The organism is Bacillus sp. IT-79MI2, from assembly GCF_949768135.1.
Classification (GTDB): Bacteria; Bacillota; Bacilli; order Bacillales; family Bacillaceae_G; genus Bacillus_A; species Bacillus_A pseudomycoides.
Map to the genome: position 1 here is coordinate 1 of NZ_CATKPV010000080.1, position 15,627 is coordinate 15,627.

Consider the following 15,627-nt stretch of genomic DNA (forward strand, 5'->3'; position numbering starts at 1 on the left):
TTTTATAATGTCGGAGGGGTAGCGAAGTGGCTAAACGCGGCGGACTGTAAATCCGCTCCTTCGGGTTCGGCAGTTCGAATCTGCCCCCCTCCACCATTTTCAAAAAAACAACCTGAAAAGGTTTATTTTTTTGAAAAGACAACCATACTAGTAAATATTAATGGGCTATAGCCAAGCGGTAAGGCAACGGACTTTGACTCCGTCATGCGTTGGTTCGAATCCAGCTAGCCCAGCCATTTACGAGCCATTAGCTCAGTTGGTAGAGCATCTGACTTTTAATCAGAGGGTCGAAGGTTCGAGTCCTTCATGGCTCACCATTTTCGCGGAAGTAGTTCAGTGGTAGAATACAACCTTGCCAAGGTTGGGGTCGCGGGTTCGAATCCCGTCTTCCGCTTTTATACTTCGGGGCCTTAGCTCAGCTGGGAGAGCGCCTGCCTTGCACGCAGGAGGTCAGCGGTTCGATCCCGCTAGGCTCCATTATAAATTAGAAAAAACCTTACATCTTTTGATGTAAGGTTTTTTGTTTATCTTGCTTAATAAGGATGAGTTTCCATTCATTTCGTTTACAATAGAAAGATAGAGTGAAATATACTATTTGAATTGAAGTGTGTTGGAATAAGGGGAATGGAGGGATCGGTGTTGAAAATTGTTATTGCATCTGATTCATATAAAGAAAGCTTACGAGCGATAGAGGTATGTAAGGCTATTGAAAAAGGATTTACTAAAATTTTTCCTGAAGCTGAGTATGTAAAAGTCCCGATTGGAGATGGAGGAGAAGGTACAGTCCAGTCCCTTGTTGATGCTACAGGAGGAAAGATTATTCCACTTCATGTAACAGGTCCACTTGGTGAGCGTGTAGAATCATTTTACGGCATTTCTCAAGACAAAAGAACAGCGTTTATTGAAATGGCAGCAGCATCAGGATTACAGCATGTTTCAGTTAAAAAGCGAAATCCTCTTATTACAACAACAAAAGGAACGGGAGAGCTTATATTAGATGCGCTGGATAAAGGCGTACAGCACATCATTTTAGGTCTTGGAGGAAGTGCTACGAACGATGGGGGTGCCGGAATGCTCTCTGCCTTAGGTGTAAAATTTTTAGAGAAAGATGGACGAGTAATAGAACCTGTCGGTGGAAATTTACATTCTATTGATTCTTTAGATTTATCGAAGTTGGATTCTCGTTTAGCACATGTAAAACTGGAAGCGGCGTGTGATGTAGATAATCCTTTGACAGGACAAAAAGGAGCATCTTTTGTATTTGCAAAACAAAAGGGAGCAAGTGCAGAAATGATTGCACAGTTAGATGATAACTTAAAGCGTTATGCCCATGTATTAAAAAAATATTTACATATTGATGTGGAAGAGATTGCAGGTGCAGGAGCTGCGGGGGGATTAGGTGCTGCTGTTGCTGCTGTACTACAAGGGGAATTAAGAAAAGGAATTGAAATTGTACTAGATTATACAAATTTTGATGAACATATAAAAGAAGCGGATCTAGTTCTTACAGGTGAAGGAAGGATAGATGTACAAACAGCTTATGGAAAAGCTCCAGTTGGAATTGCTAGACGGGCAAAGAAGCTTCATATACCCGTTATAGCTATTGGGGGCTCCGTGCTCCCTAATCACATTTCAGTTTATAAAGAAGGAATAGATGCTGTGTTTGCTGCCACATCAAGTCCAATGACATTAGAGGAAGCATATATAACAGCAAAGGAAAATATTGAAATGTCCGCACGAAATATCGCATCTGTATGGAAAATAGCATCAGAAAGACGTCTCTAATATAGGAGGCGTTTTTTTACTTTCAATTATTTATGAACACATGTGTAATGAGGTTTCCTGGGAAGAGTTTCGTTTTATACATAAAATAGCTTTAGGATATTGGTTTCTACGTAGATATGAGTGAATAAGGTGCATATACATACAAAAAAATGTCGAGTTGAGTCAGACTATAGAAAAGATTTAAAATATTTAGTGAAGGCATAAAAGGGGGAGACTATCTATGAAGAAAGAAATTTCAATCGTTGGAGTTCCAATGGACTTAGGGCAAATGCGTCGTGGAGTTGATATGGGACCAAGTGCAATTCGTTATGCGGGAGTAATTGAAAGAATTCAAAATATTGGGTATGACGTAGAAGATATCGGAGACCTATGTATTGAGAGAGAACAGGAAATAGATGAAAATACAAAATTAAGAAACCTTACACAAGTTGCACATGTTTGTGATGAATTAGCAAGTAAGGTTGATCATATTATAGAAAAAGGTCGTTTTCCACTTGTATTAGGTGGTGACCATAGTATTGCTATCGGGACACTTGCAGGGGTGGCAAAGAACTATAAAAATTTAGGTGTTATTTGGTACGATGCACATGGGGATTTAAATACGGAAGAGACATCACCATCTGGAAACATTCATGGTATGTCACTTGCAGCAAGTTTAGGTTATGGACATCCTTCACTCGTTAATTTATATGAAGCGTATCCAAAGGTTAAAAAGGAAAACGTTGTTATTATCGGTGCGCGTGCGTTAGATGAAGGTGAAAAAGAATTCATTCGTAATGAAGGAATTAAAGTGTTTACAATGCATGAAATTGATCGTATGGGTATGACTGCTGTTATGGAAGAAACGATTGCATATTTATCTCATACAGATGGTGTTCATTTATCATTAGATTTAGATGGACTTGATCCACATGATGCACCAGGAGTTGGAACACCTGTAACTGGTGGATTATCATATCGTGAAAGTCATTTAGCGATGGAAATGTTATCGGAGGCTGATATCATTACATCTGCTGAGTTTGTTGAAGTAAATCCGATTTTAGATGAGAAAAATAGAACGGCAACAACAGCGGTAGCGTTAATGGGTTCTTTATTCGGTGAAAAACTAAAATAAATGTAAGAAAAGCAGCTGAAATGCTGCTTTTTTTTATTTTAAAAAAAGAGTATAATAATGAGTTATATTATACCACTTTATAAGAAAAGTTCGACATCTTACCAATTTCCACCAAGGGGGGTGTCGTTGTAATTGTCGTTTCTTTCATGTATGGTATAATTAACTAGTTGTTGTAAATACATACAGATAGAGCAAAATAATAATATTTCAGTATATGGATAAAATTGCTCATAAGTAGGAGGAAGGGTTAGCATGCCTTTTGGAGATATGAACCTTTTGAAATATCTCAGTACGATATTAGATATCGCCGTTGTGTGGTTTGTTATATATAAGCTAATTCTTGTAATCCGAGGAACAAAAGCTGTTCAACTTTTGAAAGGGATTACAGTTATTATTATCGTTCGTATATTAAGTTATTTATTTGAGTTGCATACATTGCAGTGGCTCACGGACCAAGCTTTAACATGGGGATTTTTAGCGATAATTATTATTTTTCAACCAGAGCTTAGACGAGCGCTTGAACAATTAGGAAGAGGAAGTTTGTTCTCCCGTGGAATTGGTCAGGAAGAAGAAGAGCATGAAATCGTTGCGAATGCTGTGGCAAAGGCAACTGAATATATGGGGAAACGACGCATTGGTGCGCTTATTACATTATCTAGAGAAACTGGAATGGGAGATTATGTAGAAACCGGGATTCCTTTAAATGCGAATGTGTCATCAGAACTGCTTATTAATATCTTTATCCCTAATACACCGCTTCATGATGGAGCAGTGATTATGCAAGGAAATACGATTAAAGCAGCAGCTTGTTATTTGCCATTATCGGAAAGCCCGTTCATATCAAAAGAATTAGGAACGCGTCACCGGGCTGCGATGGGAGTTAGTGAAGTAACTGATAGCATTACAGTGGTTGTATCAGAAGAAACAGGCCAAATCTCTTTAACTAAAAATGGAGAATTGCATCGTGACCTAAAAGCCGAACAGTTAAAAGAGATGCTTTTAGCAGAGTTCAGTGGAAATGTGAAGACAACTTCTTCATCTTTATGGAATTGGAATTGGAGGAGAAAGCGTCATGGATAAGCTAATGGAGAACCACTGGTTTTTAAAAGGAATTTCATTACTATTGGCGTTAATGCTTTACATGTCGACGAATTTGTCAGATAAAAGTACGACAGGGAATACGAGTGCATCACTTTTTCCAACAGGTGATGTAACGGAGACAGTATCTAACGTTGTAGTAGCAGTAAATTATGATGAAGATAAATATATTGTAAGTGGTGTTCCAAAGTATGTAAAAATAAAATTGGAAGGGCCAAAAAATGTAATTACTGCAGCAAGGTCGCAACGTGAGTTTGGAGTATCTTTAGATTTACGTGGGTATTCTACAGGAACATACGATGTTCCTTTAAAGTATACCGGGATGGAAAACAATTTAAAAGCAACAGCTCAACCGGCGAAAGTTAAAGTTACGATTCAAAAGAAAGCAAAAAAGTCATTTCCTGTGGAAGTAAAGTACTCAAATGAGAGTCAAATGCAAGGTAGTATGGTTGAAAAACCGACTATCAAACCAGGAACTGTTGAAGTTATTGGTACAGAAGAGGAACTAGCAAAAGTTGCGCTTGTCAGGGCGTATATTGATTTGAAGGGGATAACAAAAACAGTAACAAAGACAGCCGAAATTGTACTGTATGATGAAGAGGGCCGGAAATTAGACTTACAAACAACACCGTCTAAAGTAAATGTTACAATCCCAGTTTCAAATCCAACTGCGACAAATAATATTGAAAAAACTGTGCCACTAACTTATGTGAAAAAAGGAAGTCTACCAGAGGGGTTAGCGGTTACAAACATCGGTATCGAACCAAATGAAGTGACAATATCAGGCCCAAAAGATGTTTTGGATAATATAAAGTCCTTGGAGGGCGTCGAAGTAGATCTTAGTAAAATTACGGAATCTACAACATTCGATGCCTCTGTTTTATTACCGAAAGGTGTAACCAATGTAAGCCCCAGTCAAGTGAAGGTTTCTGTCGAAGTGCAAAAACAAAAAAATGTAAAGCATAAGACAATAGATGGCATTTCTATACAAAAAAATGGATTGTCAGATGAATTCACTTTACAATTACTTTCTCCACAAAGTGAAAAGATAAGCGTTGATATTTCAGGAGAAGCAAGTATAGTAGATAAAATAACAGCGGCGCAAATAACAGCATCAATTAATCTACAAAACGTATCTTCTGGGACGCATGATATTCCAATTCAGGTTAGTGGTCCTAGTAATGTTTCAATAGAAGCAAAACAAAAAAATGTAAAGGTAACCCTTGTAAAGAAAGAAAAACCAGATCAAGAAGTACAAGGTAAGCCGGAGCAACCAGATTCACAAAAAGATAAAGAGAATGAAACAGAAAAACCAACAGAAAAACCAACAGAAAAACCAACAGAAAAACCAACAGAAAAACCAACAGAAAAACCAACAGAAGAACAGAACAAAGAATCTGAAAAAAAGAATGAAGCAGAAAAACAAAAAGAGCAAAATAAAGGAGCGAATAGCAATGGGTAAATATTTTGGTACAGATGGTGTGCGCGGTGTCGCGAATAAGGAATTAACGCCTGAATTAGCGTTTAAAATTGGTCGTTTTGGAGGGTATGTATTAACAAAAGATACAGATCGTCCAAAAGTGATTATTGGTCGTGACACACGTGTATCTGGTCATATGCTAGAAGGTGCGTTAGTAGCAGGATTATTATCAACTGGAGCAGAAGTTATGCGCCTTGGCGTTATTTCAACTCCTGGGGTTGCTTACTTAACAAAAGCATTAGATGCACAAGCAGGTGTTATGATTTCAGCATCCCATAACCCAGTACAAGATAATGGAATTAAATTCTTCGGTTCAGATGGGTTTAAACTAACTGATGAGCAAGAAGCTGAAATTGAGGCTTTATTAGATAAAGAGGTAGATGAATTACCACGTCCGACAGGAACAGAGCTTGGACAAGTAAATGACTACTTCGAAGGTGGACAAAAATACTTACAATACATTAAACAAACTGTAGAAGAAGATTTCTCAGGTTTACATATTGCTTTAGATTGTGCGCATGGTGCAACATCTTCTTTAGCACCATATTTATTTGCAGATTTAGAAGCTGATATTTCTACAATGGGTACTTCACCAAACGGCATGAACATTAATGACGGTGTTGGTTCTACACATCCAGAAGGTTTAGCAGAATTAGTAAAAGAAAAAGGTGCAGATATTGGACTTGCCTTTGATGGTGATGGAGACCGTTTAATTGCAGTAGATGAAAAGGGAAACATTGTTGATGGGGATCAAATTATGTACATCTGTGCGAAGTACATGAAAGAAACTGGTCAATTAAAACATAACACGGTTGTTTCAACAGTTATGAGTAACTTAGGTTTCTACAAAGCACTTGAAGCAAATGGTATTACAAGTAATAAAACAGCAGTTGGTGATCGCTATGTAATGGAAGAAATGAAGCGCGGTGGTTATAACCTTGGTGGTGAACAATCTGGTCATATTATCTTACTTGATTACATTACAACTGGAGATGGAATGTTAAGTGCGCTTCAGCTTGTAAATATTATGAAAATGACGAAGAAACCATTGTCTGAGCTTGCAGGTGAAATGATAAAGTTCCCACAATTATTGGTGAACGTTCGTGTAACAGATAAGAAATTGGCATTAGAAAATGAGAGAATTAAAGAAATCATCCGTGTGGTAGAAGAAGAAATGAACGGAGATGGACGTATCCTTGTTCGTCCTTCTGGAACAGAGCCACTTATTCGAGTTATGGCAGAAGCACCAACACAAGAACTTTGTGATGGATATGTACATCGTATTGTAGAAGTTGTGAAAGCTGAGGTTGGCGCTGAATAATTCGCCAATTTCATATGAAAAAGGAGCACGTTTTGTGCTCCTTTTTCATATGTTTTATAGACAATGAAAAATTTTCATTGACGGTTTATGCTGTTTGTTATAAGATGGTCTTGTTCTTTTTCTCGAAATTAATATATGAATTATGAAAGCGCCAGAACTACAAGTTATGTAGTTGACGAGGAGGAGTTTTATCGAGATTTCGGCGGATGACTCCCGGTTGTTTATCACAACCGAAAGCTTTTATTTAAAGCGTTGAGGTGACTCAATGGACAAAGATAAAAGTGTGATGAGGGAAAAAGAACGGATGAATACTAGCTGTATAAGTATATACGGACTGAAACCCAATCGAGAGGAAGGTGAAAGCCGTTACAGACTTACAGGGCTAGCAATATGTAATCCGTTTTTTATATGTAAATAATGGGATCGGACTATGTCGTTACATGTTCGCAAAGCAATGTAAGTATTTGTAACGGTGACTAAACATGTGTGGAATTGTAGGATTTATTGGAGATCAAGATGCAAAAGAAATCTTATTAAAAGGCTTAGAAAAGCTAGAGTACCGTGGATATGATTCAGCGGGTATTGCAGTACAGGCAGAGAACGGTGTTGTTGTATACAAAGAAAAAGGCCGTATTGCAAAACTTCGTGAAGTCGTGGATGAAAATGTAGCTGCAAGCGTGGGAATCGGTCATACACGCTGGGCAACACATGGTGTTCCAAGTAAAGTAAATGCACATCCGCATCAAAGTACGTCAAAACGCTTTACACTAGTTCATAATGGTGTAATTGAAAACTATGAATTAGTGAAAAAAGAATATCTTCAAGATGTAACGTTTGTAAGTGAGACTGATACAGAAGTTATCGTACAGCTTATGGAACAGCAAGTAAGCACAGGGTTAAGTGTAGAAGATGCATTCCGTCAAACGTTATCCATTTTACATGGTTCTTATGCAATTGGCTTACTTGATGCTGAAAATCCAAACATGATTTATGTTGCTAAAAACAAAAGCCCGCTATTAGTAGGTGTTGGTGACAACTTTAATGTTGTTGCAAGCGATGCAATGGCAATGTTACAAGTTACAGATCAATTTATCGAGTTAATGGATAAAGAGATGGTGATCGTAACACAAGAAAGCATTACAATTAAAAACTTACAAGGTGAAACGATTGAGCGTGCACCGTTTACAGCGGAATTAGATGCAAGTGATATTGAAAAAGGAACATATCCTCATTTCATGTTAAAAGAAATTGATGAGCAACCACTTGTAATCCGTAATATCATTCAAAAGTATCAAAATGAAGATGGCGAAATTGAATTAGATGAAGACATTCGTAATGCAATTTTAGATAGCGATCGTATTTATATTATTGCATGTGGAACAAGTTACCATGCTGGTCTTGTTGGAAAGCAATTCATCGAGAAATTTGCGAAAATACCTGTAGAAGTACACGTAGCAAGTGAATTCTCTTACAATATGCCATTATTAACAGAAAGACCATTCTTCATTTACATTTCACAAAGTGGTGAAACGGCAGATAGTCGTGCAGTACTTGTACAAACAAATGAAATGGGTCATAAAGCATTAACAATTACAAACGTACCAGGTTCTACGCTTTCTCGTGAAGCTGACTATACACTGCCTCTATATGCAGGACCAGAAATCGCAGTCGCTTCTACGAAAGCTTACACAGCACAACTTGCAGTGCTTTCAATCTTAGCAGCTGACATTGCGAAAGCAAAAGGTGAAGTTCTTGATTTTGATTTAACACACGAACTAGGTCTTGTAGCTAACGCAATGGTAGTACTTTGTGATCAAAAAGAAGAAATGGATGCACTTGCAAAACAATTTTTAGCAACAACACGCAACTGCTTCTTCATTGGACGCAGCGTAGACTTCTTCGTAGGATTAGAAGGTGCGTTAAAGCTAAAAGAAATTTCTTACATCCAAGCAGAAGGATTTGCTGGCGGAGAATTAAAACACGGTACAATCGCGTTAATTGAACAAGGTACACCAGTTATCGCACTTGCTACGCAAGAGCACGTAAACCTTGGAATTCGCGGTAACGTAAAAGAAGTAGTAGCACGCGGAGCAAACCCATGTATCATCTCAATGAAAGGCTTAGAAATGGAAGGCGACAGCTTCGTACTACCAGCTGTACACGAAGCATTAGCACCGCTTGTAGCAGTTATTCCATTACAACTTATCTCATACTACGCAGCGCTTCACCGCGAGTGTGATGTTGATAAGCCACGTAACTTAGCTAAATCTGTTACTGTTGAGTAGGAGATTGGGAGGTTCATAATTTTATTGTCAGTTTGAAATAAAGTCCCGATATTTTGAATAAAGTCGTGACGTTTTTAAAAAAGATGCGAAGCTTTACCCCTTTAGATACGATTATCTAAAGGGGTGTTTTTATGTCCAAAAGAAAAAGAACATCTGAATTAAAGAAGGTCGCGGCACAGGAACAGGTCGTTGGTAATACAGTCGTTTAAATGTAAATCATCATATTTAAAATTAACATTTTTCGCATCAAAACCAAAACGAGCACCTTATATTTCCTCTTTTTGGTTCCTAAAAAATACATTTTCCACTCTACTAGCCAAAAGGAATATCTCGGTGAGAGCATAACAACCAATAATTTTCGTACTAGGAAATATATCTATTGCAGGTACTATATCAAAAATCTGGCCTCTTTAAATGTACTCTTAGCTTTTATAAATACAGCCCTTTTAGTTTTCGTCTAAAAGGGCTGTGCTGTTTACATGTTTAATTTAGTTTTCAATATCCAGTATTTATTTCCGTTTATTGTAAATGAGAATTCGACCCATCCGTTGGGATCTTCGCGATGAACGAATACTGATGTGCCTAATGTTAATGTACCTTGGTTGTTTTCTGTAACGGACTGACTTTTAATTACTCCATCAAATGAATAGGGTACAACGTAATAGAAGGCAGCTAGTTTAGCAGTTGCTTTCGTTCCCTGTGGATATGTTTTATATGGGATATTACTTGAGAGTGCGTCAACATTTAAGGTATTTGGGTTTTTAGGTAATTTTTTTGCATATAAATAATCTTGCTTTTGGAAGGGTTTAATACGCTCCATAATTTTTGCGATTTTGGTAGACCATTCTTGATCTGTTGAATACATAACATTCATACCTTGCAATGTTGGACCATAGTAATATGATCCATTTTCCTCTAAATATTTATCTCTTACATAATTGGCATTATAGGAAATGCTATCACCGAAAGTTGGTAAATATTTTGCATATTTAAATGGATCCTGATCATAAGCGCGCAAACCAAATAGATTATGTTTGCGATATGCGATTTCAGATTTACCATATCCGGATTCTAAAATAGCATGTGCCGCTAAAGAAAGTGCGTTAACACCATACTGAGCTTGAGCTGCAACAAAGTCGTTTCCATGTCCAATTAATGGGCTATCTGGTTGGTACTTTTTAATGTCAGCATCAATTTCTTTACCAGTAACATTTGAAGCATATGTTAAATCAAGGTTTATATATGACGTAGCAGTAATATTATTTTCAGGAATCCAAGTACCGCTGTTATTGAAATAATACGTTGTTCCGTCAATAGAAGCGAATCCAGTTTGCATAACACCATTTAGCTGTAAATAGTACCATGTACTCCCTTCTTGTAGCCAACCCGTTTTCATCGTCCCATTTGAATTTATGTAGTACCACTGGTTACCGTCGAGAAGCCATCCTGTTTTCATGGTGCCATTAGAGTTTAGATAATACCAAGCTCCATTATTAAAGAGCCATCCTGTTTTCATGGTACCATTAGAGTTTAGATAATACCAAGCTCCATTATTAAAGAGCCACCCTGTTTTCATAGCGCCATTAGAGCTTAGGTAATACCAAGCTCCGTTATCAAAAAGCCACCCTGTTTTCATGGCGCCATTAGAGTTTAAGTAATACCAAGCTCCGTTATCAAAAAGCCACCCTGTTTTCATAGCGCCATTAGAGTTTAGGTAATACCAAGCTCCGTTATCAAAAAGCCACCCTGTTTTCATGGCGCCACTAGTGTTTAAATAATACCAAGCCCCGCTATCAAAAAGCCATCCTGTTTGCATGACTCCGCTTGAATTTAAGAAATACCAATTATTATTGTTTTGTAACCATCCTTTTTTTACAGTTTCATTTGTTTTAATTGCTGTATTGTAAGTTGATACAGTTTCAGCCATCCCTTTTATAGGAATAAAAAGTATGCTTGATGCTAAGATAATTGATGCAGTTTTTTTAAACATTTTTTAATAATACTCCTTTTAGTAGTTTGTTAGTTTCATATTAACCAAAGTACTATTGTAACAAGGGAAGAGGAAAAAACAAACAAGTATCATAAAAGTCTAATAAATTACTGTTAAAATAATTTTATATGAGTAGTTTCATATAATTGTTAGTAAAGTGGAATGTAAATAGAAGTGAAAAGGAACAGTGATTGAGTGACGAGCATAGAACTAAAAAAAGTTGACCTATACAGTCAACTTTTTATTTTGAGGGTGTTGTAAAATTCATACATATTCAAAAATAGATGCATAAAAAAATTCGTTTTCTTGGAAAAATGATACTATCAAACTATCCGAAGAAAGGACGAATTTGCTAGTATAATAACCAATTTTGATATTGAAAGTAACTGTTATGTACTTATTACTGTCCTAGTGGAAGAAATCGAAGTATTGAAATCATTAGCCTTTGGAGCAGGGTTATTAAATCATGTATTAAAAATATTGAGGTGGAGTTCATCTGAGATACTATAATATGATGAAGGGCTTCTAAATCTAGTATTGGGAATCTGAATGAAGTTACATATCATAGATAGAGAAGATCCGTCTCCGTCGAATGTGAGTATTCAGTTGAGGATTTTTTCATTTCGTTACAAAGGAAAGTACGATATACTTGACGTATCTTTAGAGGTGTAACTATAATTGTTACGATTCGGATTTTATAATGGAAAGGGTGAATGATGTAAGTGAATGAAAGTAATCACGATGTATATAAACCTGTAAGAGTAAACAGGTTATGGATGATTCTTGTATTAGGAACACTCACAGCAATTGGGCCATTGTCCATTGATATGTACTTGCCCTCGTTACCAAAATTAACGGATGATTTACAAACGAATGCTTCTCTTGCTCAGCTTACTTTAACAGCTTGCTTACTAGGGCTTTCGGTTGGACAATTATTTGTTGGTTCAATTAGTGATATTTATGGACGGCGCAAACCGCTTATTATTGCTCTTATTATCTATGTTGCATCTTCTTTATTGTGTGCCGTTGCACCATCTATTTGGAGTTTAGTTCTTTTACGTTTCTTACAAGGGGCTTCAGGCTCAGCAGGTATTGTTATATCACGTGCTATGGTACGTGATATGTACTCAGGTTCGGAGATGACAAAGTTTTTCTCACTGCTTATGTTAGTAAACGGAGCAGCGCCTATTTTGGCTCCAATTATTGGGGGACAATTGTTACAGTTTACATCATGGCGCGGGGTCTTTATCGTTCTTGGAGTGATAAGTGTATTTATGTTAGTATCCGCTATTTTTGTATTGCGTGAGACATTGCCTCTTGAGGAGAGAGAAACAGGTGGTTTAGCAGGAACATTAGCGACATATGGGAATTTGCTGAAAGATCGCTTATTTATGGGGTATGCTTTGTCGCAGGGCTTAGTGTCAGCAGCGATGTTTGCTTATATTTCGGGCTCTCCGTTTGTGTTGCAAAATATATACGGGGCATCACCGCAAGCATTTAGTTTATTCTTTGCGATTAATGGTATTGGGATTATTATTGCTAGCCAAATTACTGGACGTTTAGCGGGGAAAGTAAATGAGACAACATTATTTGTAATGGGCGTTGGAATTGCAGCTGTTGGTGGTCTTTCTTTACTTCTTATGATTGTACTAGGAGCAGGGTTGATTGGTGTTTTATGTTCGTTATTTCTTGTTGTATCAAGTGTTGGGGTTGTATCGACAACAGGTTTTTCACTAGCAATGAGAAATCAAAAACAAGCTGCAGGAACAGCATCAGCTTTACTTGGTCTACTACAGTTCATTTCTGGAGCACTTGTTGCGCCTTTAGTTGGGATTGGAGGTAGTAACACAGCACTTCCTATGGGAATTGTGATTGCCCTATGTGAAGTGGGAGCGGTTTTATGTTACATCTTTATGGCAAAGCGCAGTGAAAGACAGTTTGTACTTCGGGAAAAGCAGGATATAGAGGCATAAGAATACTAAAAAAGAGCTAATTCAAAGTATATTTTGAATTAGCTCTTTTTGTTATTTTTTTGGAGCAGCTCATACATATTATTCATGATTACATCGTATAAAATAGCTAATTTATCCCAAACCCATCGATTTGAATCAACCTCTTTTTCACCGCAGTCAATAATATCTGTATGGTCCGTAATTCTATAAGCTCTTTCTACGATTATCGGAGCAATTTTTGGTATACGAGGAATAGCTTTTAAAATATCTGCAAAGTTTCCGATATAGACATGCCCGATGATTTCAATTGTTAGTGATTCATCAGATATGTTTAGGGCGGTGTTGTATTTGTCTGTATGCACTTGTTTTAAGTAACGGGCAAGTCTAAGTGGGGCGGTTTTCTTCTTTAATACGCGGCGAAGACTTTCTGTATTTTTGATATGGAGTGATCTTTTACGAATAAGAACGGAAAGTTCTTCTTCCATAAACATCATTTTGTTGTACATATATATTGTTGGTCTCCTTTTTTCTAAATAAATGGATAATGCAACCTTAGGTAGGAATGTTTTATTCATATGTAAGTCTAGCATGCTATGTTCCAGATGTGTGCTTACAGTTTTGTAAGGTGCAGAAGAAGAGCTGTGAAGATTCTGGGCGTATAAAGTGACGATACTGTGACAAAAATGGTGATATGTGTATAAAAGTACGGTCATAAGTGTAAAGTTTGAATGGTTCTCGTTATAATAGCAAGTGGAGATAAGTAGTAGATGTAGACAAAAGGAGAGTAAGAGATGAAGAAAGTGTGGAGTATTGTCTTGCTTGGAGGAATGCTTCTTTTAGCAGGGTGTAATGGAAATAAGGATACAAAAGAACCGAAAGAAAAAGTAGAACAATCGGCAGAGCAGAAAGAAGATATGAGAGTATATCGTGATGTGCATAATAAGTATGATGAGAAAATGAACAAAGAGTTAAATGAAGCGGTAAAATTATGGGAAGAAGCGAAGGAAAAAGGGGGGAAGGCACTAGTATATCCTAAGTTTAAAGAAGATGTACAAAAAGTAACCACGAGTATGTTAACGGATATCGATCATATACGCAAAGAAATTCGTGTACCGAAGTCAAAAGAGCAAGAACATGAGCTATATGTTGGCTTCTTAAATGAGACAGAACAAGCAATGAAAAAGTTAGAGAAATTAGCGAAAGATGAAGATTCGGCGTTAATTCGTGATATAGAAGTTCATTTTTCAACAGCTTCAACGTACTATAAACGCTTTCAAAAAGAAGCACAAAAATAACCTTGCAATGCGCAAGGTTATTTTTTCTTTTTCCCGTCCCCATCTTCATCTTCAGCTACTAAGACTTTTTGCCCTTCATGAAATTCTGAAATTGTTTGCCCAGTAATGTTATCGAATGGAGTATAAAAGGAAGTTATATTTTTCTTTTTTATAAACAATTTATAGAAGCCTATGATAACTAATATTACGATTGTTAATGGTAATCCTATAACTGCCATAAGTAATGGATCCATCGTAGCTCTCCTTTCTACATAGAGAGGATTTTATTTGTCCTTTACCTTAGTGTAAAACAAAAAAAGGAATTATTTCAAATATAATCTAACTGCTGCAAAAGCGTTGTTAGAAGAAGGTATGAAAGAAGAAGATACTATGTTTACAGAATATCCTTTAATTCCGATTATGTTCCCGACAGATTCTTATTTGCAAAAATTATCTGTATCTGGTTTAGAATATATGATTGGTTCTGAGCCAAGCTTACGACATGCGAAAAAGTAAGCAAAAAATAAAGAAGTAGGCATTTGCCTACTTCTTTATTTTACTTCCTTCTTATACTCTTTCTTCGTTCCATCTGAGAACACAACTTCTAAGTCGAATTTTTGGTAGTCTTTATCAAGTTGGAATACGTCTACCGCTTGATCAATTACTTCTTGATCAGGTGTATTTTTATCAAATGTTAACTTTTGTAGAAGTGGACTTAGTTTGGCAATAGCTTTGTCACTCGTTAGTTTTACATCTGTCTTATGATCCTCAATCTTTCCTTCCATCTTTTTGTCTGCACCTTTATTTTTGTACTCCGCTTCATAATCTTTTTTCGTATCTTGGTAGTCTGCATTTAAGTGAAATTCGTTAAAGTTAAGTTTTAAGTCTTGAGGTGCTTCATTTTTAGCTTCGTCCGTTGTTTTCTTATCAGAAGTTGGAGTTTCCTTTTTTGGTGCAGTACAACCTGTTAGCGCAGGTACTAGCATAAGTGCTAATAAAACTGAAAGTAAAATTCTCATAATATATTCCTCCTTAGTGTATCGTTCCTTCCATACAAGTTTTTCCCAATTTCATGTAATTATGTATGTGCTCGAAATAAATTATTTCCCGCAACGTACACTGCAAATGGTTATTATACAATAATATTTGGTGGTGGAAATTTAAAAGAAAATATTATCTCTCTATTATTTATAATTGTTATTACACAAATTTTAGCTTTAATCGCTGTAGGGATATTATCTGTATTAAAGGGAAAGAGACATTTAGTAAAAGAAGCATAAAGAAAAAGGGCATCCTTTTGTAAAATGTACCCTATAGAATAGACACTT

The 15,627-nt window shown here is 36.7% G+C and carries 13 protein-coding genes, 5 tRNA genes and 2 pseudogenes; 15 read left to right on the plus strand and 5 right to left on the minus strand.

What is annotated here, in order from left to right:
• Positions 1-12: 12 nt before the first annotated feature.
• The 12 genes and pseudogenes from ACM6HU_RS20655 to glmS all read left to right on the plus strand — a co-directional run bounded on the left by ACM6HU_RS20655 (position 13) and on the right by glmS (position 9,083).
• A tRNA-Tyr gene (locus ACM6HU_RS20655) sits at positions 13-96 on the plus strand.
• A 65-nt stretch (positions 97-161) separates the two neighbouring features.
• Positions 162-236, plus strand: a tRNA-Gln gene (locus tag ACM6HU_RS20660).
• A 5-nt stretch (positions 237-241) separates the two neighbouring features.
• Positions 242-317, plus strand: a tRNA-Lys gene (locus ACM6HU_RS20665).
• Between the two features lie 5 nt (positions 318-322).
• Positions 323-394: transfer RNA gene (locus tag ACM6HU_RS20670), tRNA-Gly, on the plus strand.
• 10 nt (positions 395-404) lie between these two features.
• A tRNA-Ala gene (locus tag ACM6HU_RS20675) sits at positions 405-477 on the plus strand.
• Positions 478-639: 162 nt separating this feature from the next.
• Positions 640-1,785 (plus strand): glycerate kinase, encoded by a 1,146-nt coding sequence (locus tag ACM6HU_RS20680; protein WP_033671940.1) that lies wholly within the window; start codon positions 640-642, stop codon positions 1,783-1,785.
• 220 nt (positions 1,786-2,005) lie between these two features.
• Complete coding sequence (gene rocF / locus ACM6HU_RS20685) at positions 2,006-2,899, plus strand: arginase (protein WP_003194411.1); 894 nt, start codon at positions 2,006-2,008, stop codon at positions 2,897-2,899.
• A 252-nt stretch (positions 2,900-3,151) separates the two neighbouring features.
• Positions 3,152-3,979 carry a diadenylate cyclase CdaA gene (gene cdaA, locus ACM6HU_RS20690; protein ID WP_016116968.1) on the plus strand — a complete coding sequence of 276 codons (828 nt, stop codon included), beginning with the start codon at positions 3,152-3,154 and terminating at the stop codon, positions 3,977-3,979.
• The gene (locus tag ACM6HU_RS20695) at positions 3,972-5,459 is read left to right on the plus strand and encodes a CdaR family protein (protein WP_016133423.1); all 1,488 of its coding nucleotides are present in this window, start codon (positions 3,972-3,974) and stop codon (positions 5,457-5,459) included. Before cdaA ends, ACM6HU_RS20695 begins: the two co-directional genes overlap by 8 nt.
• Entirely contained in the window at positions 5,452-6,798 is a 1,347-nt protein-coding gene (glmM, locus tag ACM6HU_RS20700) for a phosphoglucosamine mutase (RefSeq protein WP_016116970.1), read from the plus strand. The genes ACM6HU_RS20695 and glmM overlap by 8 nt, the downstream gene beginning before the upstream one ends.
• A gap of 286 nt (positions 6,799-7,084) precedes the next feature.
• Positions 7,085-7,268 (plus strand): annotated as a pseudogene (locus tag ACM6HU_RS20705) (hypothetical protein).
• Between the two features lie 12 nt (positions 7,269-7,280).
• Complete coding sequence (glmS, locus tag ACM6HU_RS20710) at positions 7,281-9,083, plus strand: glutamine--fructose-6-phosphate transaminase (isomerizing) (RefSeq protein WP_016116971.1); 1,803 nt, start codon at positions 7,281-7,283, stop codon at positions 9,081-9,083.
• A gap of 475 nt (positions 9,084-9,558) precedes the next feature.
• Here the strand turns inward: glmS and ACM6HU_RS20715 are convergent, their stop codons facing one another.
• Positions 9,559-11,073, minus strand: coding sequence for a glucosaminidase domain-containing protein (locus ACM6HU_RS20715; protein ID WP_414848415.1), 1,515 nt, complete (start codon positions 11,071-11,073; stop codon positions 9,559-9,561).
• A gap of 776 nt (positions 11,074-11,849) precedes the next feature.
• Here ACM6HU_RS20715 and ACM6HU_RS20720 point away from each other — a divergent pair.
• Positions 11,850-13,046, plus strand: coding sequence for a multidrug effflux MFS transporter (locus tag ACM6HU_RS20720; RefSeq protein ID WP_016116974.1), 1,197 nt, complete (start codon positions 11,850-11,852; stop codon positions 13,044-13,046).
• 38 nt (positions 13,047-13,084) lie between these two features.
• Here the strand turns inward: ACM6HU_RS20720 and ACM6HU_RS20725 are convergent, their stop codons facing one another.
• A complete protein-coding gene (locus tag ACM6HU_RS20725; RefSeq protein WP_033671668.1) occupies positions 13,085-13,531 on the minus strand; it encodes a hypothetical protein in 447 nt (148 codons plus the stop codon).
• Between the two features lie 285 nt (positions 13,532-13,816).
• Here ACM6HU_RS20725 and ACM6HU_RS20730 point away from each other — a divergent pair, with 285 nt between their 5' ends.
• The gene (locus ACM6HU_RS20730) at positions 13,817-14,320 is read left to right on the plus strand and encodes a lipoprotein (protein WP_016116976.1); all 504 of its coding nucleotides are present in this window, start codon (positions 13,817-13,819) and stop codon (positions 14,318-14,320) included.
• Positions 14,321-14,337: 17 nt separating this feature from the next.
• On the opposite strand, the gene ACM6HU_RS20735 is transcribed toward ACM6HU_RS20730, so the two are convergent.
• Positions 14,338-14,553, minus strand: coding sequence for a DUF3951 domain-containing protein (locus ACM6HU_RS20735; RefSeq protein ID WP_016116977.1), 216 nt, complete (start codon positions 14,551-14,553; stop codon positions 14,338-14,340).
• Positions 14,554-14,674: 121 nt separating this feature from the next.
• Here ACM6HU_RS20735 and ACM6HU_RS20740 point away from each other — a divergent pair.
• A pseudogene (locus ACM6HU_RS20740) lies at positions 14,675-14,815 on the plus strand (peptide-binding protein); the annotation flags it as partial.
• A gap of 35 nt (positions 14,816-14,850) precedes the next feature.
• On the opposite strand, the gene ACM6HU_RS20745 reads toward ACM6HU_RS20740, so the two are convergent.
• Both ACM6HU_RS20745 and ACM6HU_RS20750 read right to left on the minus strand, forming a co-directional pair.
• On the minus strand, positions 14,851-15,318 hold the full coding sequence (locus ACM6HU_RS20745) for a YusW family protein (protein WP_016116978.1): 468 nt from the start codon (positions 15,316-15,318) through the stop codon (positions 14,851-14,853).
• 113 nt (positions 15,319-15,431) lie between these two features.
• A partial coding sequence (locus ACM6HU_RS20750) for a hypothetical protein (RefSeq protein ID WP_414848416.1) occupies positions 15,432-15,627 on the minus strand: 196 nt, incomplete at its 5' end.

What these genes read in the sequence shown, in the direction of transcription:
- rocF (WP_003194411.1), top strand. Translation starts at nt 2,006, where the DNA reads ATGAAGAAAGAAATTTCAATCGTTGGAGTTCCAATGGACTTAGGGCAA.
- cdaA (WP_016116968.1), top strand. Translation starts at nt 3,152, where the DNA reads ATGCCTTTTGGAGATATGAACCTTTTGAAATATCTCAGTACGATATTA.
- ACM6HU_RS20695 (WP_016133423.1), top strand. Translation starts at nt 3,972, where the DNA reads ATGGATAAGCTAATGGAGAACCACTGGTTTTTAAAAGGAATTTCATTA.
- glmM (WP_016116970.1), top strand. Translation starts at nt 5,452, where the DNA reads ATGGGTAAATATTTTGGTACAGATGGTGTGCGCGGTGTCGCGAATAAG.
- glmS (WP_016116971.1), top strand. Translation starts at nt 7,281, where the DNA reads ATGTGTGGAATTGTAGGATTTATTGGAGATCAAGATGCAAAAGAAATC.
- ACM6HU_RS20715 (WP_414848415.1), bottom strand. Translation starts at nt 11,073, where the DNA reads ATGTTTAAAAAAACTGCATCAATTATCTTAGCATCAAGCATACTTTTT.
- ACM6HU_RS20720 (WP_016116974.1), top strand. Translation starts at nt 11,850, where the DNA reads ATGATTCTTGTATTAGGAACACTCACAGCAATTGGGCCATTGTCCATT.
- ACM6HU_RS20725 (WP_033671668.1), bottom strand. Translation starts at nt 13,531, where the DNA reads ATGTACAACAAAATGATGTTTATGGAAGAAGAACTTTCCGTTCTTATT.
- ACM6HU_RS20730 (WP_016116976.1), top strand. Translation starts at nt 13,817, where the DNA reads ATGAAGAAAGTGTGGAGTATTGTCTTGCTTGGAGGAATGCTTCTTTTA.
- ACM6HU_RS20735 (WP_016116977.1), bottom strand. Translation starts at nt 14,553, where the DNA reads ATGGATCCATTACTTATGGCAGTTATAGGATTACCATTAACAATCGTA.
- ACM6HU_RS20745 (WP_016116978.1), bottom strand. Translation starts at nt 15,318, where the DNA reads ATGAGAATTTTACTTTCAGTTTTATTAGCACTTATGCTAGTACCTGCG.